This window comes from Streptomyces odontomachi, from assembly GCF_024435355.1.
GTDB classification, from domain to species: Bacteria; Actinomycetota; Actinomycetes; order Streptomycetales; family Streptomycetaceae; genus Streptomyces; species Streptomyces odontomachi.
The window spans coordinates 170621-196854 of sequence record NZ_JAMJWG010000008.1; the positions used below are offsets into that span (position 1 = coordinate 170621).

The following is a 26234-nucleotide window of genomic DNA, read 5'->3' on the forward strand; positions in this document are numbered from 1 at the left end:
CCGATGGCGGCAGGCCAGTTGCTGGGTGGTCAGTCGCGGTTGGCGTTCTTCGGAAGTCCACCCCGGAAGTCGCAGCCGGGACACTCGTCCTCGCCTTGGAAGTGATCCTCGTACCAGCCGTGCACGGCCGCATGCAGGATCGCCTCCTCAACCGAGGGTTCGCCGCCGCGTACTGACGCGATGGCGTTGCCGACGACCACTCGGAGCACAGCATTGTCTGGTGAAGAGAACGGCGGGGACGGCATCGGTGAGTCGGACGTCATGGCCGCAGCCTGCGGGCGGGCAGGACTGCGGTCGGGTAGACGGAATGATCTCGTGCTGGGGAGGGCCATACAGGTCACTCCGGAACCCTCGGCCGACAGGTTGCCAACCGCCCCGCAAGATATCGGGCTTCCAGCGAGGCCGGTTCGGCACGCTGGTGTCGTCGCCATCGTGTCTTCCTCATTCGTCGGTGATGAGTACGCCACACGCGGTTGGGAATACGGCAAGGCCGCCCCTGCGGATCGGCGCGGAGCGGCCTTCTATGGTTTCGGTCAGACATGGGCGAGGCGATCCGAGAGGCCGAGGGCGGCGGTCGCGACCGCAAGGGCGGCACACAGGCCGAGCACCTCGTGGATGGTCGGGCGGACCAGGCGCGGCCAGTCGTCCGGGGCGGCAGGCCAGCAGGCGAGATGTTCTTCGGGTGGTGGCCAGGCCCAGGTGGGCGGTGACGTCCCAGCCTGCCCCTGAGGCACCCGCACCGTCACGGAGGTCGCTGTGGCGGACACCAGCCGGGCGGCCGTACCGCCGTTGAAGCGGACCACGTTGTCGGTGAGGTTCGCCGCGAACCCGGACCCCGACAGCACCACCTGCGTGTCCGGTACACCGGATGACGGCGTCAGCTTGGAGACTACCGGCGCCCCGGCGGCCACGGCGAAGGACTCGGTGGATTGCGCGGAGGCATCCCCCACGGCGACGGAGACCTTGCCGTCGGCCGCGCCGGAAGGCACGGTCACGGTCAGCCGCGTTGCCGACGCCGAGGAGACGGTCGCCTTGGCCCCGCCGAAGGACACCGCATCATCGGCCGCTGTCGCAGAGAAGCCGGTACCGGACAGCGTCACCTTCGCCCCGACTGCGGCCCCCGCCGGAACAACCGACAGCACCGACAACTGCGTCGACGGATAGCGATCGACGCCGAGCCGGTTACCCGCCTCGTCGTAGCGGTAGCGGGCCGTCTCACCATCCGGGTCAGTCACCCCGACCAAACGATCCGCCGCGTCATAGGCGTAGACCGCATGATCGGTGGTCGACTCGGCCGCCTCGGCAGCGGTTTTCCGCTTCGCGCCGGAGCTGTGGGCCCCCTCACCTAAGCCGCCCGCTCCGGGATCGTCGTCACGATTGCCGGGGGAATCGGTTGAGTGAGACGCCGTGGCCTCAGAGGACGTAGGGGCGGATGCGCTGGTGCCCACCCTCGCCCTCCCCGGCGGTCTGGTGTCCGGTGAAGCCGCCTGCGCCGACAGGGAACCGCAGGCCAGCGCCAGCACAAGCGCCCCCACCGTGACCGACCGCCGACGAGCCCCCATACGCCCCACGAACCGCTCTCCCCGCCCGCGCACCCCCCAGAGCGACCACACAGATCAGGAACTTCACATGACTGCCACTTTCAGCGCACAAACACGCCGCACTTTAGGCACAACCGCTCAGGAGTGCGAGAGATTATGGAGCGAATGGCCTGAATCACCACACCCCTGACCGTCACCCCCAAGGCTCGACAAGGGACTACTGAGACTCAATGCGTGATGTCGCAGGGCCCTACCGGTTGAACTGCGAAGACGCGTATCCGCCGCACGGCATCATGCGAAGATCACCAGTGACCGAGAGGTACATTGCCAGGAGCGACGGGCAAATCGGTGGCGCTGGCGCCACGAGCGTCGCTAGCGTCGCGCCGTGAAGCACCAGAATCCGCTCGCCTACTTGGTGGGCCTTGAAGGCACTGCCCTGCTGCGATCGTTCACCGGGGAGCACGATCGCGAGTTCGTCGATGCGCGTGTCGGCGAGATCCGGAGGCTGCTTGACGACGAGACGCTGGCGGATGCCGCTGTGGACGTTGCCCCGGTGGGCACCGTCGATGGATACCAGATCTGGTCGAGGACCTATGACGGCCCCAACTCGGCGTTCGACTTCGACGAGCCGGTGGTCGGGGAAATCCTCGATGGAATGCCGACTGGTGTCGCCTTGGACGCCGCCTGCGGCACCGGTCGGATGACGGTCCTGCTGGCCGAGCGCGGTCACCGGACAGTCGGCGTCGACAGCTCGGCGGACATGCTGGCGCGGGCACGTGAGCGGGTACCAGCAGGCGAGTTCCTCCTTGGCGACCTGCGCCGGCTGCCCGTGGCCGATGATGCCATGGACTTGGTGGTCTGTTCTCTTGCCCTGACGCACGTCGCCGACCTGGGGCCGGTGATGGCGGAGTTCGCCAGGGTTTTGCGTCCGGGCGGGCACCTCGTGACCTCGGACATCCACCCGGAATGCGTGGCGCGGGGTTCGATTCCCTCGGTGCGCTTGGCGGACGGGAGGCCGGGGCAGTTGGAAACCTATCGTCATCCGGTCGGGGACTACCTACGTGCCGCGCTTGCGGTGGGGCTACAAGTCCGGCGCTGTGAGGAACCCGAGGAGCGAGCCGGGGGACGGACCGGGGCACAGGATCCGCCACGGAAGCTCACGATCGACTTGGGTCCGTGGGAGGACTGGCCATGGTGCCTGATGGACCTGGTACCCGAGGCTGCTACAGCGGCCAACACCGGGGTTCCGGTGGAGATCATCTGGCACTTTCAACTGGCCGAGACCTGAACGCCCGCACATGACTTCGTCTGCCACCGGAACATCGCTTTCCGGCGCAGAATCATCGCCACCCACAGGCAGGGGGATCAGAGCGGGCGCTACAGTCCGCTCATCTACTGGTGGGTGATCTTCGCATGATGCCGTGCGGCGGATACGCGTCTTCGCAGTTCAACCGGTAGGGTCCCGCGACATCACGCATCGAACCTCAGTAGGACGCTCCCGGTCGACTGGCACACCCCAAACGACAGTTGATCTTGACCAGCCACCCAAGCCGACCTTGCAGCGCGTGACCGCATGGCTTCACGGCTCACCTGGCCATCACCGCCGAAGGGGAAAAGCCTTCACCACTCACCGAGAACCGGTCATCGGTGGCTGACGCTACGTCAGACCATCCCGCAACAATCCAGCAGCCCTCACTGTGACCGGATCATCACTCACCGCACTCAACGCGTACTTCACGCCTCCGGCCTGCGGAAACACACAGACGGCTGCCGCTGCCCCAGCTTTTGAACGTTCCCGGAGAACGCCACAACAAGCAGCCGACGCGTCCGGCGACAAGCCTCCTGACCTCGGACTTCACACCCAAGCCCAGAATGATGTGATTTTCATACGTTGAACCGGAACGTCCAAGATAACGCTGTCACCTGCGCAAACAAGCCTGATGCCGCCATCATCCAGCCCGGATCCAGCAAGGCGCCAGACTCCACCCAGCCGGGGTCCGCCACGGAATGGCACGGTCCCCTCACACCGGGAACAACACGTTGAGCCAAACATCTCCCGGTGGTGGCACGAAGAAGTAACCACCTCCCACGGTGAGGATGTACTTCGCCATGGCCTCGCCCTGCAACCTCTTCTGCACGGCTTCGAACCCAGCAGCCAGGTCCCTCTGGAAGCAGGAGAAGATCAGGCCGCGATCGCCATCGCCGCGATCGTAGTTGTAGCTGCGCCGCACGAGCGGCGGCGGATGACGACGGTCTGGTGCCGCTCGGCGCACGTGCGAGTCCAGAGGCGTGATCCTTCCGTGCGGATCAGGGGCGAAGTCGAGCCGTTCGCTGTTCGGTGTCCCGTCCAACCACCGCCCATCCCGTCCACGACCGATGATCCGTTCCTGCTCACGTGGAGAGTCCTGCCGCCAGAGCTCGTCAGCGAACTTGATGATCCGCACCACCTGGTAACTCCCGCCCACGGCCCAGGTTGGCTCACCCTGGTCTGGCCGAACCAACGCACGGCCGGCCATGGAGTCGTAATCGGCAGGGTTTCCATACCCTTCAGTGAACCCAAACGGATTCCGGGCCAGTCCCCGACCATGCTCCTCACGGTTCTCGGGACGGACTCCGTGAACCCGCCAACGGACTCGGAACTGCGGCAAGGCCCCAAGAAGGTCTTGGGTATTCTTCGCCACCTGGTGCGCCGAAGTCCCGGTGATCTGCACCAGAAGGTCACCGTGGGACAGCTCAGGATCCTGCAGATCCCCGAGAAAAGACGGCATAAGCTTGAGATGGCGGGGCCTTACCACGGGTTCGCGTAGAAGCCCGGCTCCCAGAGCAAGCCACACGGAGACAGGACCGCCGTCAACAGCCGCGACCGTTCGATGTGCATCTCGAACGGCTTCAGCGGCCATTGTTCTCGCCACGGCGAGATCAAGCGCCAAGATCTGCCCATGAGGAAATGGTGCAACGCCACGCAAGAATGCCGGGACTTTATCTCCGTTCCGACGGTCATCACATAGAAAAGGAGTGGCAATGGCGGCAGCGGACCCACCGCCGAGAGCCGCGAAGATGGCGGCGAGAAGGAGTCGCCTCCTACTACTCATCCATCGAACCGATTGAAGCGATGAACCCTGGCGCAGGTTTCATTGTCAAAGTCAATCTCAACCGTGTCGATTCGATAGCGACCCGCAGGCAGGTCTACTCGCGCATATTCCTCTCCGGACTCAACGCCGGGAAGCGCCGCGTCCATCATGAACAACGGCCCATCAATGTCGACCTCTGGCCCCGGAGACCATCCTTGGATCTCTCCCCAGAGATTTCGCAAACCTGAGAACAAAGCAGCCTCGGAAGGCGCTTGAACCCACTGCACAATGGCGGGGAATTCTCGCATGTAGGCCGCTGGGAGCGGATCGCCTCCGATCACGATCGCCTCTCCACGACCTTGGTCGAGTTCGATCAGTCCAACGCAGTCCTCGACTTCACAGGCGAGCTCATAATCACCCTGGTAACCGGACCACTCCTCAATCTGCCTGGTACCGAGTAGCACCAGCGGACCGCCTTCCGACTCGATCCACTCAGTTGACATATCCCCCAACCCTTGCGGCAGACTCGTATATCTTTTTCATCACCGGGGCCAGCTGACGCGCCCAACCCGCTTGCTTCCTGCTGCATTCCAGGCACTGCGGGTAGAGCCTCTGAGGAAATCCGTCCGGCACCCAAGAACTAATTGGCTGGTGATCGGGCACCCATCTCTTGCCGACCGGATCAAGAGTACCGCAGGTGTGGCATCCGTACTTGTATCCGAGATCATCGACTTGCTGCCGGATCCATGCGGGAAATCTTTGACTCTTGCTAATCGAAGGGATTGACTCAACGGCGTACGACCCAATTGTGCAGACGACTTCAGGATCACTTCGGCCAGCGTTGTGGACCAAAACCGCCGCGCCTGCCGCCACGTAATAGGTGTGCAGTCCCTCGACGCTGAGGTTGTAGACCGTGGCCTGCCCGATTCGGTGGCGTATCGCGGTGATCTGTACCCAGGTGCCGGCGCTACTCTGCAGCCACTGGCCAGGCTTGAGATCAGATGCCTGCATCCATTTGTGGAGTTCGGGAACCCAGAAGGGGTGACCGTCTGTGGCGGTGAGGGTAGTGGATTTCCCGTTACCTGAGCGTTCAGGGCCGTAGACGGCGATGGTGATCTCCGTTAGGCGTTTGGTGCCGGTCCCCTTAATGACTGTGTTGACGGTGCGTGGGCCGCTCTCGCCGGTTTCCGGGTCTGTGGAGGCGACTTCGTCACCGACTTGCACGTCCTTGATCGGCTTGGTGGTCCCGTCGGCCATGAGGACCGGTGTGTCGCCGGTGAAGCTGTTGGGCACACATACGTCGTCGGCGACCCGGCTGGCCCCCTTGGCCTCGCCCAGGGCGCCGAGCCCCTCGCCGAGCATGCCGCTGAGGCAGCCGGTCAGGGCCGAGGCGCCGACCTGCCCCCAGTCGACTTTGCGGCCGGACAGGCGCTGGGTGAGCCAGTCGATGCCGCCGTCGACAAGTCCGCCGATCACGCACCCGGCGATCAGCGGGTTGTCGCCGGACGGGTCGGTGTACGTGGTCGGGGAGGACAGGGCGTACTGGTAGAGGTTGGTGCCGCCGGCCTGGCCGGTCGGGTCCTGGGAGATGAACCGGCCGGTCTCAGGGTCGTAGTAGCGGTCGCGGTAGTACAGCAGGCCGGTGCCGTCGTCCTCGCGGCCGGTGAACCGGTACGGATTGGACGCGGCGTCCCCGGTCGCGGTGGAGCTGCCGTTGGGGTCGTAGGTGTAGCGGGTGGCCACCGTGCCGTCGGTGTTCGCCAGGCCCAGCACGCTGCCGAGGGCGTCGGTCAGGTAGACCTGGGTCTTTCCGTCCTCTGTGCGGGTGAGGAAGTCGTCCAGGCCGCCATGGCCACGGTTGCGGTGGTGTCACCGGTGGCGTTCTGCTCGGCCACCGGGTTGCCGCCGTCGGTGAGGTACTTGCCGGTCGTATCGCCGGTGGTCTTCGATGCGCGGCGGCCCAGGGGGTCGTAGGCGAAGCTGCCGTCCTGCCCGGTGCCCCCGGTGCCCGTGCCGTGCCGGTGAGGCCGGTGAGCTGGCCTCGGGCGTTCCAGGTGTAGCCGCGTTGGCCGTCGTCCTTGAGCTGGCCGTCCTTGTCGTAGGTGAAGGAGCGGCCGTTGAAGGTGGTGATGCGGTTGGCGTCGTCGAAGACGGTGCCGGACTCGGCCGTGGGAAGTGCGATGCCAGCGAGGGATCCGGTCAGGCCGGTCTGGAGGCCGCGTGCGTCCCGGGTGTAGTTCAGGTCGCCGATCGTCGCGCCCGTACCGTTGGCGTAGCTGATCGACTTGATGACGCCGGTCGTGTCGTAGCCGGTGGTGCGAGTGATGCCGCCCGGCAGGGTCGCTGTCTTCTGCCGGCCCACGTCGTCCAGGCCGAAGGTGATCTGCTGGGTGCCGGATGTGAGGGTCTTGAGGATGCCGGAGTCGTCGTAGTCGTAGCTGGTCGTCGTTCCGGCAGCGGTCATGGTCTTGCGCTGGTCGAGCGTGTCGTAGTCGTACGTGACGGTTCCGGTCGGGCCGGTGCTGACGTGCAGCCGGTCGTAAACGTCGTAGTCGAAGGACTGCTTGCCGTTCTGGCTGTCGGTGATGGTCTTCGGCAGGTCGACGTCGCCGTAGTCGTAGACGACCGTGGACTCCGCGGTGCCGTCGTCTTTGACGCCGTAAGCGGTGGTCTTCGTGCGGCCGAGCAGGTCGTAGTCGGCTGTCGCGATCTGCCCGGAGCGGCTGGTGACCTGCTTCAGTCGGCCCGCTGTGTCGTACTTGAAGATGGCCTGGGCGCCGAGCGGGTCGGTGACCGTCTTGGGTCGGTCGGAGTCGTCGTAGTCCCAGACCGTGGCGTGTCGGCGGGCGTCGGTGAGGGTCCGCAGGTTGCCGTTCGCGTCGTAGTCGTAGGAGGTGGTGTGGCCGAGCGGGTCAGCGACCTTGCGCGGCTGGTTGAGCGCGTCGTAGGTGACTGCCGTGACGGAGCCCGCTTCGTCCGTCATGGCGCTCGATCGGCCGGCCGCATCCGTGAACTGGCTACTGACGCGGCCTTCGGCGTCCTTGACGGAGATCAGGTCGCCGTTGCGGTAGGTGTACTCGGTCGTCGCGTCGGCGGCGTCGGTGACGGTCTTGACCTGACCGTCCGTCTCGTAGGTGTACTTCGTCACCCGGTTTTCGGGATCGGTGACGGTCTGCAGGTTGTCGTCGGCGTCGTAGCCGAAGACCGTCTTGTGGTTCATCGCGTCCGTTGTCGACGTGGGCTGGTCGAACGGACCGTCGAAGGAGATCGTGCCGGAGGAACGGGCGTCGGCCGTGCCCGCCAGCTCGATGGTCTCGGTGATGTGGCCGGCTGCGTCGTAGTGGAACTCGGTGCGGCGTCCGTAGTGGTCGGTCACGGCATCGACGCGGTGGTAGGAACCGCGCTCGTAACTGGTCTTGCGGGCGAGATCGGTGCCGTAGACAGCCGTCTCGGAGGTGCCGAAGCCGTCCGCGTCGAAGGTCACCCGGCGGACCGCGCCGCCCGGTTCGGTCACCTCGGCGGCCGTGACTTGGTTGTCGGCGTTGGTGGTGTAGCCGAAATAACCGGCAGGACGTCGGCGTACGTGCTGATCTTGTTCCAGAGGGCCTTTGCATATATTCCGTCTGCGGCCCGATCACGCAGCAGTCCCAGCTATAGGCCTACCGTCTACGTTCAGGTCGCCAGGTGCCCCACGAAGACTCCGATCAGTATGCGGTCGTCCCGCTCGGGAATCGGCAGGGAGAAGTGCACCCGGTCACGGTCCCACCGACGCTTGCCGTGCCACTCGCAGCGGTAGGTGTTGCCCTCATGGCTGACGTTGCGCTGTTCCCACGCCTTCGCGTTCTTCTTGGTATTCGAACTCTCGGGTGAGATGTCTAGGTCCATCGCTCTGAATCGGCGCATGACCTGATTCTGATCCCCCCCACACTCGGCCAAGAACCGGGCAAAGTGGTCGTCAAGTGCGCCCAGCAGCCGTACCAGCCAAGGCAGTACCTCGCCGTAGGCACCTTTGAAATGGTGCATACGCAGGGAGTCGGCGAACAGCAGCCGAGGAAAGGCGTGCCGGGCGAAGGCGAAGAAGCGCTCGGCCGGGACGCGTTCATGGGTGTACACGCCGCGCCAGAAACCGGGCATGTCCGCCGCGTAGCGCAGGACGTGCGCCCGTACCTCGTCGTAGCCCTCCTCCGTCTTCCGTGTCACGGCGAGCCACCCGGCGGGCCAATCGGGCTGCGAGACGTAGGGCGCGAGGAGGATGGACATGGCACGCCCGTCGGCGGCCCGTGCCAAGGCGTGAGTGATGCCCCAGGAGCGCTCCCGCTCAGAGCCGTCGGCCACCCGGACAGGCCGGGGCAGGTCCGCTTCGGCGGGCTCAATGACGCGGCACTTGTCCAACAGCTTCTGTAACCGGATCCGGTCGTCGTGGGACAGACCGCTGCCCGGCGAATACAAGGCATCGACCAGCTTGGTCGACGGCAGGCACTCAGCATCGTATGCCGCATCGACAAACGCAGCGGTACGCCCGTCGGCCAGCGGTTGGAGCAAATCTGCGAGCGCGCCGAGAGCGTCCCGCAGCGAGTCAGGTTCGGTCAACTCCCGCCAGTCGAAACACTCCTCGCCAACCACCACTCGATAGTCGTCGGCAGTTGCGTGGTCACTCGGCACGAGCACGCAGCCATCTGGTAAGTCCAGTCCGCTCTGGCCTGCCTCACTTTCCACGCCGGGCACGTGCCAACCTCCCGAGGTCAGTCTCGATCTGGTCGAAGAAGCCGCTGGGCCAGTGACTGAGCTCGCCCTTGTCGTTGATGCCGACAGGCAGCACCTGGTCGTTGTCGAAGTAGTGAGTGATCATGTCCTTCGCAAGGATGGCACGGTCCTGTGCCACGGCGAGCCGGGCGCCGTTGAGGACATGGTCGCTGTGCGTCTCCACCACGACCTGCACGCCGCTGCCCGCCACCCGGGCCAGGAACCGACCGAGCCGGGACTGTCCCGCCGGGTGCAGATGTGCCTCCGGATTCTCCACGATCAGCAGGTCGCCCGGCTCAGTGAGCAGACCGGCGACGATGACCGGTAGGGCATAGGAGACGCCGAAGCCCGTATTGACGGGCCGGATCTCCTCGCCAGTCAGGCCCGGCTCGCCGAACCGGATCGTCCCGGCCATGATGCCCACCGCCACCTGGGCAGTGATCCGCAGCGGACGGATGATCTGCGAGGCCCATGCCTCGGCCTGGAGCCTGAGTTGCGGGCCAGCGGCCTCCGGGCTCCGCAGCGGCTCGCGGACCGTCCTGCGGCTGGTCACCGCGCGGGTGTCGCGCAGCGCAAGGACTTGCGCGGTGTATTCGCCCCGAACGCCGACCCCGATCCGGTCCGGCTCCTCGGCAGATACCGCGAGTGTGTCACGCGGGCCAAGCCGCTCGGCGCACAGATAGGTAAACGCGGGGTCCCGGACGTCCCTCCCGACACCGGGCACGGACTGCACCGGCAGCCGTAGCGCCTGAAGATGCAGCGCCTGTTCGGAGTCGGGCAGACCGAGGACGTACACCCACGACTCGCCGTTCGAGCCACCCAGCCGTACGGTGATCTCCCGAGTGTCGGCCGTCCAGTTCAGCACGTCCCGGGCCTCCCCAAGGGCCAGCCCCAGTGGGCCGTTCAACCGGACGGCGTCCCCCGCCGTGCCGCGTGCCGCCTCAGCCAGCCGCGTCAGCAGCAAGGACTGGATCACCGTGCTCTTGCCTCCGCCGTTGACACCGGTCAGGACGGTCAGCGGGCGCAGGTCGAACGACTCGGCCTTGAAGCGTTTGAAGCTCCGGATCTCTAGGGAGGTGATCACCGGCCGGCTCCGGCATCCGCCACGGCAGCCTTGAAACGGTAGTCGACCCGGCCCCGGTCGGCTGTGGAAGACGTGATGGCGTTGAGGTAGGCCACGTCGGTGGTCATCCGCTGGCGAGCGGCCGTCACGATGGCTTGACGGCGTACGCGTAGGTCGTCCGCCGTGTGGTCAGGGTCAGCCAGGGCCAGCGACCAACTCTCGAACATGGCACGGTTGATTGGTCGCCGCCAGTTCTCCCCCTCGGGCCACTTACGGAACGCGTGTTCGCCGAAGACGAGGTACGCGTGAGCCATCGCTCGCTCAAAGGCGGCCTCCAACTCCGCCACCCGCTCGTCCGGGACCTGCTTGCGGTCGTCAAGCAGCTCGGTGGCATCCATCAGGAACGTCTCCATCACCGGCCGCTCCTGGTAGGTCACCAGCCCCTTCAACCAGAACGCAGCGAACCTCAGCGCCATCTCCCGGTCATTCATCCGAATGTGGTTGGTCAGGCGACCGCCGGTGGCCCTGGCGAAGGCATCCGTGTGGGTCATTCGGTGCAGGATGTCCCGGCTGCGCCGACTGCTCATGCAGTGCCTGATCTCCTGGCCGTTGAGCGGAGTACCTCCCGTGTTGATCCGCTTGAAGATCTCGTAAGTGACGCCACGGGGCGTGGTCGGGTCGATCACGTTGACGATCAGCTGGGTATTGTTGATTCGCCGCTGGAACGGCACGGGCAGATCAGCGAAACGCAGGTCCTTCAGGTCGTCCAGGTGCTCCAGTTTCCCCAAGGCGAAGCCGTCGGTGCCGCCCCGGACGAACGCGTGCAGTGTGGACAGCCGCTGCAAACCATCGACTACCCGGAACGATCCGTCCTTGTCCTCTGCGAAGTAGAACGCGGGCAGCGGGATCTGCAGGAGCAAGGACTCAACCAGCAGAGACTTCTGGTCGGCCCGCCAGACCCGCAACCGCTGGAAGTCCGGGGCGAGCTCGATGGAACCTTCGTCGATCTGGTCGAGGATATTACGCAGGGAGAACTGGCTGGTGTTCACCCTAATCTGGTCCGGGTTCCAGGGCCGCTGGATGCGAGTGGTGTCCTCGCCAGTGTCCTCTACCTCAATGTCCGTGGCGTGTCCCTCGAACACGTCCTCCACCACGGCCAGAGTCTCCGGAGCCGTCTGCGTACCTTCCATAACCATGGAGTCATCCTACGGACGGCCCCAACGGCGCAGTGACCTTATGCCAGATCCCCCCGTTTCTTCTCGATATGCATTGTCTCTACCGGCGGGCCACCGGCACTCCTTGACGCGTGACGGGAGCGTCGAACACCGGACATCGCAGATGACGAACTGTCAGTTCATCCCGCAGCGATCCAGTCACCGACTCCGTGACCGAACCACCACTCACCGCACTCACCGCGTACATCACGCCACCGACCTGCGGAAACACGAAGTCGCCCACCGCCACCCCGCTCTTTGAACATTCCCGGAGAACGCCACAACAATCAGCCGCCACGCCCGCGGCAACCCCCCTGACCTGGGACTTCACACCCAAGCCCAGAATGATGTGATTTTCATACGTTGAACCGGAACTCCACCACGTCCCCGTCCTGCATCACGTAGTCCTTGCCCTCCATGCGGGCCTTGCCCGCGGCGCGGACGTCGGCGACGGAGCCGGCGGAGATGAGGTCGTCGTAGGAGATGACCTCGGCCTTGATGAAGCCGCGCTGGAAGTCGGTGTGGATGACGCCGGCGGCCTCGGGTGCCGTGGCGCCCTTCTTGATGGTCCAGGCGCGGGATTCCTTGGGGCCTGCGGTGAGGTAGGTCTGGAGGCCGAGGGTGGCGAAGCCGACGTGGGCGAGGGTGGCCAGGCCCGGCTCCTCCTGGCCGACGGACTGGAGCAGCTCCAGGGCCTCGTCCGGTTCCAGCTCGGCGAGTTCGGCCTCCAGCTTCGCGTCGAGGAAGATCGCCTCGGCGGGGGCGACGAGGGCGCGCTGCTCGTCCTTGAACGCCTCGTCGGCGAGTTCGTCCTCGTCGACGTTGAAGACGTAGAGGAACGGCTTCGTGGTGAGCAGGTGCAGGTCGTGCAGGGGCTCGGCGGCCTCGGTGCCCTGGGCGATACCGGCCGCGAAGAGGGTGCGGCCGCCGTCCAGGATCTCCTTGGCCTCCTCCACCGCCTTCACCTTCGGCTGGAGGTCCTTCTTGATCCGCGACTCCTTCTGGAGGCGCGGCAGCACCCGCTCGATGGTCTGAAGGTCGGCGAGGATCAGCTCGGTGTTGATCGTCTCGATGTCGCTCTTGGGTGAGATCTTGCCGTCCACATGGACGACGTTCTCATCCTTGAAGGCGCGGATGACCTGGCAGATCGCGTCGGACTCGCGGATGTTCGCAAGGAACTTGTTGCCCAGGCCCTCGCCCTCGCTGGCGCCGCGGACGATCCCCGCGATGTCGACGAAGCTGACGGTGGCCGGGATCACCTTCTGCGAGGAGAAGACCTCGGCCAGCTTGTCCAGCCTGGGGTCGGGGACGCCCACGACGCCCACGTTCGGCTCGATCGTGGCGAACGGGTAGTTGGCCGCGAGCACGTCGTTCTTGGTCAGGGCGTTGAACAGGGTCGACTTGCCGACGTTGGGCAGACCGACGATTCCGATCGTGAGCGACACGTTACGACTTCCGTACGTCTGGGCCGGGCGGGCGGAGTGGGTGGGGGCTGGGTGCCACTGGGTGGCGTTGGGTGGCGCTGGCTTCCGGTGAGCCGGGGCCGGCGGGCCGATCCACCAGTCTACGGCGTGCCGCCCGTGCGCCCTGCCGCGAGGCGTCACGTCCTCGCGGCCCCGACGCGACCGGACCGGCTGGGCGATCGGCGCCCCGTCGCCGTCGGGCGCCCCGTCGCCGTCGGGCGCCCGGTCGTCGTCCAGCGTCCGGTCGTCGTCCGGCGTCCGGTTGCCGTCGGACGTCCGATCGCAGTCGAACGCGCGGTGGAAGCTCGGCAAAAGTGCGTGTCCCATGACCTGCTCGACACATGATCGGACCTAGGTTGGGCTCCGTGGACCACCCCAGGACGCGCCCCCCACAGTCCCTCCCACTAGCCCAGGCCCTTCCACAGGCCGGACCCTCGTCCCACTCATTCCATTCGCCCCACTCACCTCACTCATCCCGATCGTCGTCCCCGTCTCCCTCGTCTCGGCCTTCGTCCCCGTCCCCTTCATCCCCTTCGTCCTCATCCCCTTCGTCTTCGTCCTCGTCGCCGTCTCGCTCAGCCGCTCGGTCGCAGGCCGGATCGCAGGCGCGACCGCATCGGGTCGGGCCGCCGCTGCCGCCGCAGAGCGGGCCGCTGGGGGCCGGCGCCGCTGCTGGCGTAGCCGTGCCGGGGCACCCGGAGACGGGTTCGACAGGCCGGCGCCCTGCCACGCGCCCTGCACGCCGTGCCGTCGGCCTGTCCATCCGGATCGTGTACCGCTCCGTGCGCCTCGCGTTCCGGGGCGCACGGGCCACGCCGGGCGTCGTGCGGGCACTGGTACGGGCGTTGCGGAACGCGCCCAATCCGCGGCTGACCGCGCTTGGGGGCGGGCTGTTCTGCACCATGGTGATGGTGCTGCTCGCCTTTCTGGATGCGGTGCTGCTCGGCGGGTCGATGGTGGTCTACGGGGTGCTCTTCCTGCCGGTGAGCATGGTGACCGCGCTGTGGGTGCGGCGCATCGACGTGCTGTCCGCGCCGGTTTCCGTGCCGATCGGTTTCGCTGCGGGGGTGCTGCCGCTGGCGGCTGCCACAGGCGGGTTCGCCACCCGGGTGATGGGGTTGTTCACCGCGCTCGCGATGCACGCGGGGTGGCTGTACGGGGGCACGCTGATCGCGGGCGTGATCGCGACGGTACGGAAGATCCGGCTGCTGAGGCGCCGGGCCGCGGCACGTCGCACCGGCAGGGGCGTGGGGATGGGCACGGGTACGGGTCGTCCGCGGCCCACGGTGCCCGCCCGTCCCCGTACGGCACGTGACCGGGACGGCGCGACGGGCCCGAACCGCGCAGGCCAGACCCGTCAGGGACACGGCCGCGGGCAGCAGGGGCAGGGGCAAGGGCAAGGCCAGGGTCGCCCGGGTCAGCGCGGTTCCCAGGGGCGGGAACGGCAGCCGGACCGGTCCCGCGACCCGGACCGGTCCGGGTCGCGCGGGCGCACCCGGCTCTCCGGGGCACGGTCCGGACCACAGCAGTCGCCGCCTCAGCCCCGCCGCCGCCCGGTTTGAGGCGGGACGCAGGGCGGCTCGCAGGGCAGCCGCGGGCGAAAGCGGGGGCACCGAGGTGAACCGCTCGGTACACGACGCGGTGCCTGCCGCTTTCCCCTCCTCCCCACATACAGGAGTCACCCGCGCAAGCCATCACACAAGCCGCCCGCCCAAGCCGCCCGCGCAAGTCACCCGGCGTGTGCCCGCCGTGTGTGCCCGACCGTCGGTCTACTCCGCCGACTTCGCCGCCTGCATGGCCGCCCCGACGATCCCCGCGTTGTTCTGCAACTGCGCCGGCACCAGCTCGGCCTTCAGGCCCTTGATGAGGGGCAGGAACTTGCGTGCCTTGCGGCTCACTCCGCCGCCGATGATGAACAGTTCGGGCGAGAACAGCATCTCGACGTGGGCCAGGTACCGCTGGACGCGCTTCGCCCAGTGCTCCCAGCTCAGGTCGTGGTCCTCCTTGACCTTGGTGGAGGCGTGCTTCTCGGCGTCGTGGCCGTGCAGCTCGAGGTGGCCCAGCTCGGTGTTGGGCACGAGGCGGCCGTCGATGAAGAGGGCGCTGCCGATGCCGGTGCCGAAGGTGAGGACGAAGACGGTGCCGCCGCGGCCCTGGCCGGCACCGAAGTGCATTTCGGCGACGCCGGCGGCATCGGCGTCGTTGACGACGGTCACGGGCAGTCCGCCTATCCGGTCGCTCAGGAGGGCCCGGGCGTCGACGTCGATCCAGGACTTGTCGACGTTGGCGGCGGTACGGACCGTCGCACCGTCGGTGACGACCCCGGGGAAGGTGATGCCGACCGGGCCCTGCCACGCGAAGTGGTGCACGACCTCCTTGACGCTCTCCGCCACCTCGTCGGGGGAGGAGGGCTGAGGCGTCAGCACCTTGAAACGGTCGTCCGCGAGGTCGCCGCGGTCCAGGTCCACGGGCGCGCCCTTGATGCCGGAGCCGCCGATGTCCACACCGAAGATCTGCATGAGTCCTACGGTACGTGCGGACGCCTTCGGACACGCCCGCAAACGGCGGTCGCAAGCCCGCGGGGGCGCAGACGGCTCAGACGGTTCGGACCGTTCGGACCGTTCGGACGGCTTCGCGTCTAGGCCTCCGTCGTGCCGCCGGCGCCGCCGGCCCCCTCCGAGTCCGTCCGCCCGCCGGCCGCAAGGGACGCTGCTTCGGCGCGCAGGTCGCGGCGTAGCTCCTTGGGGAGCGAGAACGTGATCGACTCCTCGGCGGCCTTGACGATCTCGACGTCTTCGAAGCCGCGCGCCGCGAGCCAGTCCAGGACGCCCTCGACGAGCACCTCGGGCACGGAAGCACCGGAGGTGAGGCCGACCGTGCCGACGCCGTCCAGCCAGGCCTCGTCGATCTCCTCGGCGCTGTCCACGAGGCGGGCGTCACGAGCGCCGGCGATCTTGGCGACCTCGACGAGACGCTTGGAGTTCGACGAGTTCCGAGAGCCGACGACGATCACCAGATCGGCCTCGGCGCCCATCTGCTTGACGGCCAGCTGACGGTTCTGGGTGGCGTAGCAGATGTCGTCGCTGGGGGGCGAGATCAGCTGCGGATACTTCTCCTTGAGGGCGTCGACGGTCTCCATGGTCTCGTCGACGGAGAGCGTGGTCTGGGAGAGCCAGACGACCTTCGACGGGTCGCGTACCTCCACCTTGGCGACGTCCTTGGGGCCGTCGACCAGGGTGATGTGCTCGGGGGCCTCTCCTGAGGTGCCGATGACCTCTTCGTGTCCCTCGTGGCCGATCAGGAGGATGTCGAAGTCCTCCTTGGCGAACCGGACGGCTTCCTTGTGGACCTTCGTCACCAGCGGGCAGGTGGCGTCGATGGTGGCCAGCCGGCGCTCGGCGGCCTCCTCGTGGACGACGGGGGCGACACCGTGCGCCGAGAACATCACGATCGACCCCTCGGGCACCTCCGCCGTCTGCTCGACGAAGACCGCGCCCTTTCTCTCCAGGGTCTGGACGACATGCTTGTTGTGCACGATCTCGTGGCGGACGTACACCGGGGCCCCGTACTGTTCCAGGGCCTTCTCCACGGCGATCACGGCGCGGTCCACGCCCGCGCAGTAGCCACGGGGAGCGGCGAGCAGGACACGGCGCGCTGGCGAAGCAGTCATGCCCCCCATCGTAAGGGCGCCGTCCGCGCCCGCCGGATCACCCTCAGGGGTACCGCCAGGCAGGCCCCGAGCTCCGGCGCCGCTCGCCTGCCGGCAGCGCCGGGGATTGTCACCCCCGGCGACTACGCTCCCCCCATGGCTGTGAACACGTCCGCGGACGCCCCGCTGCCCGTCGGCCAGGTGTCGCGGCTCATCGGGGGGTGGATCGACCGCCTCGGTGCCATCTGGGTCGAGGGGCAGATCACGCAGATCTCGCGGCGGCCCGGCGCCGGCGTCGTCTTCATGACGCTGCGCGACCCGTCGCACGACGTGTCGGTGAGCGTCACCTGCTACCGCACGGTGTTCGACGCGGTTGCGGACGTCGTCGCCGAGGGCTCCCGTGTCGTCCTGCACGCCAAGCCCGAGTGGTACGCGCCGCGCGGCCAGCTGTCGTTGCGGGCCGCCGAGATACGGCTGGTCGGCATGGGCGAACTGCTCGCGCGACTGGAGCAGTTGAAGAAGTCGCTGACCCGTGAGGGGCTGTTCGCGCCGGAGCGCAAGAAGCCGTTGCCCTTCCTCCCGCAGCTCATCGGCCTGGTCTGCGGCCGGGCGTCGGCCGCCGAGCGCGATGTCCTGGAGAACGCCCGGCACCGCTGGCCCGCCGTCCGCTTCGAGGTGCGCAACGTCGCCGTGCAGGGCGTGCACGCGGTGCCGCAGGTGGTCCAGGCCGTCAAGGAGCTGGACGCGCTCGACGAGGTCGATGTGATCATCGTGGCGCGCGGCGGCGGCAGCGTGGAGGACCTGCTGCCGTTCTCCGACGAGCAGCTGGTCAGGGCGGTGGCCTCGTGCCGCACACCGGTGGTGTCGGCGATCGGTCACGAGCCCGACAATCCGCTGCTGGACCACGTGGCCGACCTGCGCGCCTCCACCCCGACCGATGCGGCGAAGAAGATCGTGCCGGACGTGGGCGAGGAGTACGAGCGGGTGCGCTGGCTGCGCGACCGCGCACGGCGCACCGTCGAAGCGCTGGTCGAGCGCGAGGAGCGCGGCCTGGCCCATGCGCTCGCCCGGCCGTCGATACAGGACCCGCACCGTATGGTCGCCGAGCGCGCCGAGCAGGTCACGGGGCTCGTCGAGCGCAGCCGCCGCTGCCTGCGGCATCTGCTGGACCGGGCCGACTCGGAGCTGCTGCACACCCGCGCCCGGGTGGTGGCGCTCTCCCCTGCCGCGACCCTGAAGCGCGGTTACGCGGTGCTCCAGAAGGCCGACGGCCACGCCGTGCGCGCCCCGCACGAAGTGGCGCCCGACGAGGAACTACGCGCCCGGGTCGCCGAAGGCGCCTTCACGGTACGCGTCGCCGCGGCCCCGGCCACGCACGCCGCGGCCCCGGACGACCGCGCTGGCCCTGACACGAACACGAACAAGGACAAGGACAAGGACAAGGACAAGGACGCGTCCACGAGCACGGATACAGCCACGGACGCGGACACGAGCACGGATACAGGCACGGACACGGACGATGAAACGGACTCCTAGGGTGGGCGCATGACCAGCAGCAAGACGGAAGCCGGTGCGGACGCCGGCAAGGAGGCGCTCGGGTACGAGCAGGCGCGCGACGAGCTGATCGAGGTCGTACGGCGCCTGGAGACCGGCGGCACCACCCTGGAGGAGTCGCTCGCCCTCTGGGAGCGCGGCGAGGAGCTGGCCAAGGTGTGCCGCCGCTGGCTGGACGGCGCACGCGCCCGGCTCGACGCCGCCCTCGCGGAGGACGAGGAGCAGGACGTGACCCGCGCGGACGTCACCGACGCGCCGGGGCTCGCCGGGCCCGGACCGGGCACTTCGGCCGAAGACGGAGCCTGAGCGCACGCCCCAGGCCTCCGACACCCGCCACCACACCTGGCACCCCGCAGGCACCGGCACCCGGCCACACCCGGCACCCGGCAGGCACCGGCACCCGACACGCGACACCCGTGAAGCCCATCACTTTTGTTGAACGTTAAACGTCCTGTGTCGTACAGTCGGCCGTGACCAAGTGATCCACACGTCCCGAGAAGGTCCGCCCATGTCTCTCGTTCTTGACCCCGCCGCCCAGGACCTGCTGTTCCGCGAGGCTCGCACCGCGAACACGTTCACCGACGAGCCGGTGAGCGACGAGCAGGTCCAGGCGATCTACGACCTGGTCAAGTACGGTCCGACCGCCTTCAACCAGTCGCCTCTGCGCATCACGCTGGTGCGCAGCGCCGAGGCGCGCGAGCGGCTCGTGCCGCACATGGCCGAGGGCAACCGTCCGAAGACCGCCACCGCACCCCTCGTGGCCATCCTCTCGGCGGACAACGAGTTCCACGAGGAGCTGCCGCAGCTCTTCCCGCATGCGCCGGGCATCAAGGACGCGTTCTTCTCGGAGCGCCCGACCCGTGAGCGCGCCGCCGGCCTGAACGCGGCGCTCCAGGCCGCGTACTTCATCGTGGGCGTCCGGGCGGCCGGCCTCGCCGCCGGTCCGATGACCGGTTTCGACTTCGCCGGCGTCCAGAAGGAGTTCCTGGACGACAACCACACGCCGCTGATGATCGTCAACATCGGCCGGCCCGGCGCGGACGCCTGGTTCGACCGCTCCCCCCGCCTCGACTACGAGCAGGTCGTCACCACCATCTGACCCGGTCCGGGCGGCCTCGCGCCGCCCTGGCCTTCTCCTTCCCCTTCCCCTTCCCCTTCCCCTTGCCCTGCCGCTGCCCCTTCCCCCGCACCGCTGTGCACCACGCACCACCCCGCACCACCACCCCGCCCCCGTGCCACCCCCGCCCGAGGACCCCGCGCCACGTCCCGCGGCCGCCGTGTCCGAGACTGTCTGGGCATGGCGCATCTCCAGCGCCGGGTATGTCGTGCCCGAGGACGCGTGCACGACGCGATCCGGAGGCTCGGGCGCCACGCGTTCGAGTAGGGGAAGGGGCCGGGGTGTCCAGCGCTGCCGACACGACCAAGTCGCCGGAAACACCGGGGGCACCGGTCACGGACATGCTCATCCTCGGCCCGGTGGCACTGCGCAGACGTCCCGCGCCCGGGACGTCCGGCGGCCCGGCGCAGGACACCGCGCCGTCCTCGCCGATCCTGCGCAGCCTGCTGGGCCTGCTGGCGCTCCGAGGCACCCGGGGAGCCGACGACGACCTGCTGATGGCCCGGCTGTGGGGGCACCGCGACGCGGAGAAGGCTCGGGCGGCCCTGCGGGTGGCCGTGCACCGCTTACGCCAGTGGATCATGCGGGAAGCCGGTGACGGGCTCGCGGTGCGACGGACCCCGACCGGTTACCTGCTGGACCTCGGCGCCGGCCGCACCGATGCGGCGCAGTTCCGCCAGCTGCTCTCCTCCGCCCGTTCCGCACACCCCACCACCAGGGCCGATCTGCTGACCGAGGCACTGGGGCTGTGGCGCGGCCGGGTACTGGAGGACGTCGAGGCGTCGGACGAGGATGCCGTGGACGTGGTCGCGCTGGAGCAGGACCGCGAGGCCGCCGTGCTCACCGCCGCGCGTACCTGGCTCGACCTCGGCCACCCCGAGCGGGCGAAACCGCTCCTGGAGCCCCTGGTGCACGCCCGCCCCCTGGACGAGCCTCCGCACGCTCTGCTGATCGAGGCGCTGGCCTCGGCGGGCCACCAGGCCGCCGCGCTGACCGTCTACGAGGAGGTGCGGCTACGGCTCCGCGACGAGCTGGGGGTGGGCCCGGGCCGGGAACTGTCCACGGCCTTCGCCCACGTCCTCGCCCAGGACACCCGGCCGGTGGTGCGCTCCGTCCCCGCCGTGGCCCCCGCCCAGCTCCCGGCCTCCGTGACCGCCTTCACCGGACGCGTCGCCCAGCTGCGTGCGCTGGACCGGCTGATGGCCGGACACGGGCCGCACGCACCCGTGGTGATCTCGGCCGTGACGGGCGCGGGCGGCGTCGGCAAGACGGCGCTCGCGGTGCGCTGGGCGCACCGGGTGGCCCAGCAGTTTCCCGATGGTCAGCTCTACGCGGACCTGCGCGGTTACTCCGCCGGCGCGCCGGAGCACCCGCTGCACGCCATCGCCGCGTTCCTGCGCGCCCTCGGCCTGCCCGACGAGCAGATCCCCAAGGACGTCGGCGACGCGGCACGGCTGTACCGCTCGGTGCTCGCCGGGCGGAAGATGCTGATCCTGCTGGACAACGTGCGGGATCCGGCGCAGGCCCGTCCGCTCCTGCCCGGCTCGCCGACCTGCATGGTCGTCGTCACCAGCCGCAGCCGGTTGGACGGCCTGGTCGCGGTGGACGGGGCGCGCCGGGTGGATCTCGACACCTTGCCGGCGGCCGACGCGGTCGAGCTGCTGGCGGCCCTGGTGGGCCGGGCGCGGGTCGCTGCCGAGCCCGATGCCGCGGTCGACCTGGCACGGGCCTGCACCGGTCTGCCGCTGGCTCTGCGGATCACGGCGGCGCACCTCGTCGGGCATCCGGAGCGCACCCTCGCCGAGCAGGCTGCGCTGCTGCGCGCGGACGCCCTCGGGGAGCTGACCGTGGAGGGCGACGAGCACGCTGCCGTCCGCCGCACCTTCGACCTGTCCTACCAGCGGCTGACCCCGGCGGCCCGGCGGCTTCTCCGGCTGCTCGGCCTGTCGCCGTGCGCCACCTTCGGCACGGCCGCAGCGGCGGCCCTGGGCGGCCTGACCGTGCCCGAGACCGGCCGGATCCTACGGGAACTGACTGCGGCCCACCTGGTGGCGCCGGCCGGTCCCGACCGGTACGGCCTGCACGACCTGATGAGCGCCTACGCGAAGGAGCGCGCCGAGCGTGAGGACACCCCGCAGGCCAGGGAGCGGGCCGCACACCGGCTGATGGACTGGTACCTGGACGGCGCCGAACGGGCGGCCCGCACGCTGTACCCCTTCGGACCCCGCATGCCCGTGCCCGGCGACGACCCGCGCGACGAGCACCCCTCCGGTGGCAGGGAGAGCCTGGCCGGCCGGGACGAATGGGTCGATCCGGCGAGCCTGGGCAGCCTGGCCGACCCGGCCGGTCCACGCGGTGCGCACGCCACACCGGTCGCTTTCGCCAGTGCCGACGAGGCCGCCCGGTGGTTCGGCACGGAACGCGAGAACCTGCTCGCGATCGCCGCCCGCGCCGCCGTGCAGGGCCCCCACCACGCCGCATGGCTGCTGGCCAACGCGACACGGCTGTACCTCAGCTGGCGCCGCCTCGCCCTCGACCTGACCCGGCTGACCGATCACGCGCAGACCGCGGCGCAGGCCTGCGGCGATCTGACCGGCCTGGCCGTGGCCGCCCTGTGCCGCACCGCAGCCCACTACGTGCACAGCGACGATCCCTCAGGTGCCCTTCGGCACGGCCTTGAAGCGCTGGCCGCGTGTGAGGCCGCCGGATGGCGGGAGGGGCAGGCCGCAGCACTGTCGAACAACGCCGTGCTCTGTGCCGAACTGGGCAAGCTCGACCTGGCCATCAGCACCGCCCGGCACAGCCTGGAGTGCAACCCGGCGACCGAGGCGCTCATCCTCAACAATCTGGGCCACTGGCACGTCTGCGCGGGGAATCTCGCCACGGCGATCGGCCATTACCGCGAGGCGCTGGCGAAGTACGGGCACCTGAGGGATGAGCAGGCCACCATGACGATGGCGAACCTCGGTGCCGTGCTGGGTTTCTGCGGCTCGTTCACGGAAGCCACCGACTGGCTCGACCGGGCGATGTCGGCGGCCTGCGACATCGGCAACGACGACCTCCGGGCCGCCGTGCACGTCAACCAAGCCTGGCTGGAGTGCGAACGGGGCCGGCACCACCCTGCGCTCGAACACTTCAGCGCCGCTCTGGACCTGGCGGTCCGGCTGCAGAACCGGCGCCGCCAGGCTCAGGTCCACACCGGAATCGGCACCGCGCGGCTGGAGCTCGACGAGTTGCGCACCGCCATCGACGAACTCCAGCAGGGCCTGCGCCTCGCCCAGGAAGTGCGCAACGCCGTGCTGGAGGTGCACGCCCTGAACGGCCTCGCCACGGCGTACCACCGGCTGGGCTCCCCGACCCAGGCACTGCGCTTCGTCCGAAACGCCCTGGCCCGCATCCACGAGTGCGGCTTCCGCGCCTACGAGGGCCATGCGCGTACCGTCCTCGCCACGGTGCTGCTGCACGACGGCCACGTCGAGGAGGCCACCCACGAGGCCCGGCGGAGCCTGCGGATCCACACCGAGACGGGCAGCAGGCCCGGCGTCATGCACGCCTCGCGCGTGCTGGGCAACTGCTGCGCGCGCACCGGCGGCCGGGCCGCCGCTCACCCGCACTGGCAGCGTGCGGACGAGACGGCGGCGGCGCTCGGCATCACCGGGCCGGAGGCCGACCGCCCACCACGCCGGGGTCGGGAAGGCGGCGGAACGGGCGAGGGCGACGTTCGACCTTGACGGAGCGGCCGGGGCACGACGCGCAGTCTCCAGCAGATTCCACCAGTTACCAGCAGCTGCAAGCGGAAGGTAATCGGGCGCTCCTACGGTCGGTGGGACGGCGCGCATCCTGCGCCCGAACATCCCGGGAACGATCCGGGACGGCACACGAACGACCCATGCCCAGAAACGCCAGGAGAGCCCCACATGATCCGGCCTGCACCACGACACACACCCACCACGGCACCCGAACGACAGCACCCTCCACACCCGCGCTGTGACGCGGCCCCGGACCTCGGCTGGGGTGGCGTGACCGCCACGCCCGGCCCCGGCCACCTCGCGGCGACGGACATCGGCTGGACCTGACGGGCGACGCGACGCCGCCCGGACACGGCTGACGGGTGCGGGCGGGACGCCCGGGTTGCCACCTCTGTCCTACCGGACGGACCCCGGGCGGACCCTCCGCACCTGCCGCACCACTGCACCACTGCACCACCCCAGGCGATACAGCCCGTGCGGACGATGTCAGGACGTCTGGAGCGCCTCGGCCATCTTCGTCAGCTGACCGAAGGACGCCGTGCCGGTCACCACGGTCGTGGCGCCACCGGACCGGTAGACCAGCGCGTCGTAGTGGCCACCCTCGTAGCGCTGCCAGGTGTGGCCGCCGATGTGCTGGGTGGCAGACGTCTTCCTGGCGCCCTGGCTGGCGTCCGCGATGAACGGGGCCGGCGACTGGGTGGACTGCTCGATGGCGACGTACTGGCCCTGCGGGTCCTGGAAGCCCAGGTGCCAGGCGGCGAAGTCGTCCCCGTTGTAGCGCACGGAGGTCGGCTTCCAGGACGCGGGCAGGCCTTCGGGCGCCGCCACCGGGTAGGGCGCCGTGCGGCGCGCCGTCTGGAGTTCGACGCGGTAGTCGACGCGCTTGACGGGATCCCTGGAGTCGTCGTGCGGGATGAAGAGGTAGCTGAAGCCTGCCACGAGGATCACGACCCCCAGCGACAACATCAGATTCCGCACGGTCTGCTTGCCTTGCCTGCCTGCCACGCTCCCATCGTCGCAGGCCCCCGCCGGTGCCCTGGCACCACCCCACCCTGTGTCGGCGACCACGCCGGGCGGCGCGTGCGTTCACGCCGGGCGGCACTCGCCTCCTGGGGTACCGCCCACACCTTTGAGGCGGTGCCGGATCCCCACCCGCGCGTAAGCGATACCACACCCCCCGTATGCGCTCATGCGTGGGCGCCCCTGCTCATTCGGTCAGCCTCCGGTTAGAGTCGGAGTACGCCGTCTATGTGCCCGTAAAGGGTGCCCGCAAAGGGAAGGTGCCCCCCGATGACCGAGCATCTGCCGTCCGAGCTCGAGGTTTCACCCGAACACCCCGATCGCAACCTCGCCCTGGAACTGGTCCGGGTCACCGAGGCCGCCGCCATGGCCGCGGGCCGCTGGGTCGGCCGCGGCGACAAGAACGGCGCGGACGGTGCCGCCGTGCGGGCCATGCGGACCCTGGTGTCCACCGTGTCCATGAACGGGGTGGTCGTCATCGGCGAGGGTGAGAAGGACCACGCCCCGATGCTCTTCAACGGCGAGCGGGTGGGCGACGGAACGGGCGCGGAGTGCGACATCGCGGTCGACCCGATCGACGGCACGACCCTGACCGCGAAGGGCATGCCGAACGCGATCGCGGTACTGGCCGCCGCGGACCGCGGCACCATGTACGACCCGTCGGCCGTCTTCTACATGAACAAGCTGGCGACCGGCCCGGAGGCCGCCGACTACGTGGACATCGACGCGCCGGTGGCGGTGAACATCCGGCGGATCGCCAAGGCCAAGCAGTCCACGCCGGAAGACGTGACCGTCGTCATCCTGGACCGCCCGCGCCACGAGCAGATCATCAGCGAGGTCCGGCAGACCGGCGCCCGCATCAAGCTGATCTCGGACGGCGACATCGCGGGCTCGATCCTCGCGGTGCGCGAGCACAGCGGCGTCGATCTGCTGCTGGGCATCGGCGGCACGCCGGAGGGCATCATCTCGGCCTGCGCCATCAAGTGCCTGGGCGGCACCATTCAGGGCAAGCTGTGGCCCAAGGACGACGAGGAACGGCAGCGCGCGCTCGACGCCGGCCATGACCTCGACCGGGTGCTCACCACCGACGACCTGGTCTCCGGCGACAACGTCTTCTTCGTGGCGACCGGGATCACGGACGGCGAGTTGCTGCCGGGCGTGGGGTACCGCCCCGAGACGGCCACGACCTCCTCGCTGGTGATGCGGTCGAAGTCCGGGACGATCCGCCAGATCGACTCGACCCATCGCCTCGCAAAGCTCCGCGCGTACAGCACGATCGACTTCGACCGCGCGAAGTGATTCCCCAGCGCCCTGTCCGGCGCCCCCGTCGACCTGACGGTCTCGTCGTGGCTGGTCGCGCAGTTCCCCGCGCCCCCTGCGGGGCCCGTGTTGGGCACGGAGTGCCCACTCAAGGGGCGCGGGGAACTGCGCGAGCAACCCACCACCGGCCCGCGGATCCGGACACGACGGCAACAACCCCACCGGACCGGCGACGATCCCACGATCACGTCACGCCTGATCGCGCCCTCACGGGCGCCCCCGCTCACGAAACCGTCGGCTGACCGCCGAGACGGTCAGCCGGCCGCGGCTATGGTGTCCGCCGCCACGTGCGCCTTCTGGAGTTCCAGATCACGCCGCCGGCGACGGGCCAGGACGACGCGTCGCTCCGCTGCGGTGAGCCCGCCCCACACCCCGTAGGGCTCGGGCTGGAGCAGCGCGTGCTCGCGGCACTCGATCATCACGGGGCAGCGGGCGCACACCCGCTTGGCGGCCTCCTCGCGGGAGAGCCGGGCCGCGGTGGGCTCCTTGGACGGGGCGAAGAAAAGCCCCGCCTCGTCGCGCCTGCACACCGCTTCCGTGTGCCAGGGGGTGTCCTGATCTCGTCCCCCCGCTGGCCCGCGCTGAATGGGGACGGCAGCGACCTGCAGGGACTGACGCGGCGATTGCAGCACGGTCTACTCCTGACGACGGCTTCGCGAGCGAGCGACGATGCAGCAAGGCCTACCCGCTGTACGTGCGCCTAAGCACTGAGTTCCGAAGCACGCATGTT

The 26234-nt window shown here is 68.9% G+C and carries 20 protein-coding genes and 1 pseudogene; 7 read left to right on the forward strand and 14 right to left on the reverse strand.

Translation table 11 applies throughout. The annotated features are described in order from the left end of the window. Window positions 1–29: 29 nt before the first annotated feature. Window positions 30–263, reverse strand: a complete 234-nt coding sequence (locus NQO67_RS18550; RefSeq protein WP_255951159.1) for a hypothetical protein — start codon at window positions 261–263, stop codon at window positions 30–32. 270 nt (window positions 264–533) lie between these two features. After that, window positions 534–1448: an IPT/TIG domain-containing protein gene (locus tag NQO67_RS18555; RefSeq protein WP_255951160.1), complete on the reverse strand. Its 915-nt coding sequence runs from the start codon at window positions 1446–1448 to the stop codon at window positions 534–536. A 478-nt stretch (window positions 1449–1926) separates the two neighbouring features. Between NQO67_RS18555 and NQO67_RS18560 the strand changes: the two genes are divergently transcribed. Beyond that, window positions 1927–2829, forward strand: a complete 903-nt coding sequence (locus tag NQO67_RS18560; RefSeq protein WP_255951161.1) for a class I SAM-dependent methyltransferase — start codon at window positions 1927–1929, stop codon at window positions 2827–2829. Window positions 2830–3562: 733 nt separating this feature from the next. On the opposite strand, the gene NQO67_RS18565 is transcribed toward NQO67_RS18560, so the two are convergent. From NQO67_RS18565 to ychF, 8 genes and pseudogenes are all read right to left on the reverse strand, one after another. Next, window positions 3563–4633 carry a Dyp-type peroxidase gene (locus NQO67_RS18565; RefSeq protein WP_308295672.1) on the reverse strand — a complete coding sequence of 357 codons (1071 nt, stop codon included), beginning with the start codon at window positions 4631–4633 and terminating at the stop codon, window positions 3563–3565. Continuing rightward, entirely contained in the window at window positions 4630–5115 is a 486-nt protein-coding gene (locus tag NQO67_RS18570; protein WP_255951162.1) for an Imm21 family immunity protein, read from the reverse strand. The genes NQO67_RS18565 and NQO67_RS18570 overlap by 4 nt, the downstream gene beginning before the upstream one ends. Continuing rightward, a complete protein-coding gene (locus tag NQO67_RS43865) occupies window positions 5105–6355 on the reverse strand; it encodes an RHS repeat-associated core domain-containing protein (protein WP_308295673.1) in 1251 nt (416 codons plus the stop codon). Before NQO67_RS43865 ends, NQO67_RS18570 begins: the two co-directional genes overlap by 11 nt. A gap of 751 nt (window positions 6356–7106) precedes the next feature. Continuing rightward, window positions 7107–7832 (reverse strand): annotated as a pseudogene (locus NQO67_RS44880) (hypothetical protein); the annotation flags it as partial. A gap of 452 nt (window positions 7833–8284) precedes the next feature. After that, complete coding sequence (locus NQO67_RS18590; RefSeq protein WP_255951163.1) at window positions 8285–9337, reverse strand: hypothetical protein; 1053 nt, start codon at window positions 9335–9337, stop codon at window positions 8285–8287. Continuing rightward, complete coding sequence (locus tag NQO67_RS18595) at window positions 9318–10439, reverse strand: AAA family ATPase (RefSeq protein ID WP_255951164.1); 1122 nt, start codon at window positions 10437–10439, stop codon at window positions 9318–9320. Before NQO67_RS18595 ends, NQO67_RS18590 begins: the two co-directional genes overlap by 20 nt. Then, window positions 10436–11614, reverse strand: coding sequence for a DUF262 domain-containing protein (locus tag NQO67_RS18600; protein ID WP_255951165.1), 1179 nt, complete (start codon window positions 11612–11614; stop codon window positions 10436–10438). The genes NQO67_RS18595 and NQO67_RS18600 overlap by 4 nt, the downstream gene beginning before the upstream one ends. A 374-nt stretch (window positions 11615–11988) precedes the next feature. Further along, window positions 11989–13077 (reverse strand): redox-regulated ATPase YchF, encoded by a 1089-nt coding sequence (ychF, locus tag NQO67_RS18605; RefSeq protein WP_255951166.1) that lies wholly within the window; start codon window positions 13075–13077, stop codon window positions 11989–11991. A 788-nt stretch (window positions 13078–13865) separates the two neighbouring features. Here ychF and NQO67_RS44295 point away from each other — a divergent pair. Further along, window positions 13866–14657, forward strand: coding sequence for a DUF6542 domain-containing protein (locus NQO67_RS44295; RefSeq protein ID WP_308295674.1), 792 nt, complete (start codon window positions 13866–13868; stop codon window positions 14655–14657). Between the two features lie 207 nt (window positions 14658–14864). On the opposite strand, the gene ppgK is transcribed toward NQO67_RS44295, so the two are convergent. Beyond that, complete coding sequence (ppgK, locus tag NQO67_RS18615) at window positions 14865–15614, reverse strand: polyphosphate--glucose phosphotransferase (RefSeq protein WP_255951167.1); 750 nt, start codon at window positions 15612–15614, stop codon at window positions 14865–14867. A 119-nt stretch (window positions 15615–15733) separates the two neighbouring features. Beyond that, complete coding sequence (locus NQO67_RS18620; protein WP_255951168.1) at window positions 15734–16774, reverse strand: 4-hydroxy-3-methylbut-2-enyl diphosphate reductase; 1041 nt, start codon at window positions 16772–16774, stop codon at window positions 15734–15736. A gap of 126 nt (window positions 16775–16900) precedes the next feature. On the opposite strand from NQO67_RS18620, the gene xseA reads away from it, so the two are divergent. The 4 genes from xseA to NQO67_RS18640 all read left to right on the forward strand — a co-directional run bounded on the left by xseA (window position 16901) and on the right by NQO67_RS18640 (window position 23146). After that, window positions 16901–18280 carry an exodeoxyribonuclease VII large subunit gene (gene xseA, locus NQO67_RS18625; RefSeq protein ID WP_255951169.1) on the forward strand — a complete coding sequence of 460 codons (1380 nt, stop codon included), beginning with the start codon at window positions 16901–16903 and terminating at the stop codon, window positions 18278–18280. Between the two features lie 9 nt (window positions 18281–18289). After that, a complete protein-coding gene (locus NQO67_RS18630; RefSeq protein ID WP_255951170.1) occupies window positions 18290–18604 on the forward strand; it encodes an exodeoxyribonuclease VII small subunit in 315 nt (104 codons plus the stop codon). 202 nt (window positions 18605–18806) lie between these two features. Continuing rightward, window positions 18807–19397, forward strand: coding sequence for a malonic semialdehyde reductase (locus NQO67_RS18635; protein WP_255951171.1), 591 nt, complete (start codon window positions 18807–18809; stop codon window positions 19395–19397). Between the two features lie 299 nt (window positions 19398–19696). After that, complete coding sequence (locus tag NQO67_RS18640) at window positions 19697–23146, forward strand: AfsR/SARP family transcriptional regulator (RefSeq protein ID WP_255951172.1); 3450 nt, start codon at window positions 19697–19699, stop codon at window positions 23144–23146. 504 nt (window positions 23147–23650) lie between these two features. Here NQO67_RS18640 and NQO67_RS18645 read toward each other — a convergent pair. Next, window positions 23651–24169 carry a DUF4245 domain-containing protein gene (locus NQO67_RS18645; RefSeq protein WP_255951173.1) on the reverse strand — a complete coding sequence of 173 codons (519 nt, stop codon included), beginning with the start codon at window positions 24167–24169 and terminating at the stop codon, window positions 23651–23653. 285 nt (window positions 24170–24454) lie between these two features. Here NQO67_RS18645 and glpX point away from each other — a divergent pair, with 285 nt between their 5' ends. Then, entirely contained in the window at window positions 24455–25483 is a 1029-nt protein-coding gene (gene glpX / locus NQO67_RS18650; RefSeq protein WP_255951175.1) for a class II fructose-bisphosphatase, read from the forward strand. A 275-nt stretch (window positions 25484–25758) separates the two neighbouring features. On the opposite strand, the gene NQO67_RS18655 is transcribed toward glpX, so the two are convergent. Then, entirely contained in the window at window positions 25759–26136 is a 378-nt protein-coding gene (locus NQO67_RS18655; RefSeq protein WP_255951176.1) for a WhiB family transcriptional regulator, read from the reverse strand. Between the last annotated feature and the right edge of the window lie 98 nt (window positions 26137–26234).

Bases quoted from the DNA above. Each gene is read 5' to 3' on its own strand.
- ppgK (WP_255951167.1), bottom strand. From the start codon at position 15,614: ATGCAGATCTTCGGTGTGGACATCGGCGGCTCCGGCATCAAGGGCGCG.
- NQO67_RS18550 (WP_255951159.1), bottom strand. From the start codon at position 263: ATGACGTCCGACTCACCGATGCCGTCCCCGCCGTTCTCTTCACCAGAC.
- NQO67_RS18565 (WP_308295672.1), bottom strand. From the start codon at position 4,633: ATGAGTAGTAGGAGGCGACTCCTTCTCGCCGCCATCTTCGCGGCTCTC.
- NQO67_RS18600 (WP_255951165.1), bottom strand. From the start codon at position 11,614: ATGGTTATGGAAGGTACGCAGACGGCTCCGGAGACTCTGGCCGTGGTG.
- NQO67_RS18630 (WP_255951170.1), top strand. From the start codon at position 18,290: ATGACCAGCAGCAAGACGGAAGCCGGTGCGGACGCCGGCAAGGAGGCG.
- xseA (WP_255951169.1), top strand. From the start codon at position 16,901: ATGGCTGTGAACACGTCCGCGGACGCCCCGCTGCCCGTCGGCCAGGTG.
- NQO67_RS18570 (WP_255951162.1), bottom strand. From the start codon at position 5,115: ATGTCAACTGAGTGGATCGAGTCGGAAGGCGGTCCGCTGGTGCTACTC.
- glpX (WP_255951175.1), top strand. From the start codon at position 24,455: ATGACCGAGCATCTGCCGTCCGAGCTCGAGGTTTCACCCGAACACCCC.
- NQO67_RS18635 (WP_255951171.1), top strand. From the start codon at position 18,807: ATGTCTCTCGTTCTTGACCCCGCCGCCCAGGACCTGCTGTTCCGCGAG.
- NQO67_RS18620 (WP_255951168.1), bottom strand. From the start codon at position 16,774: ATGGGGGGCATGACTGCTTCGCCAGCGCGCCGTGTCCTGCTCGCCGCT.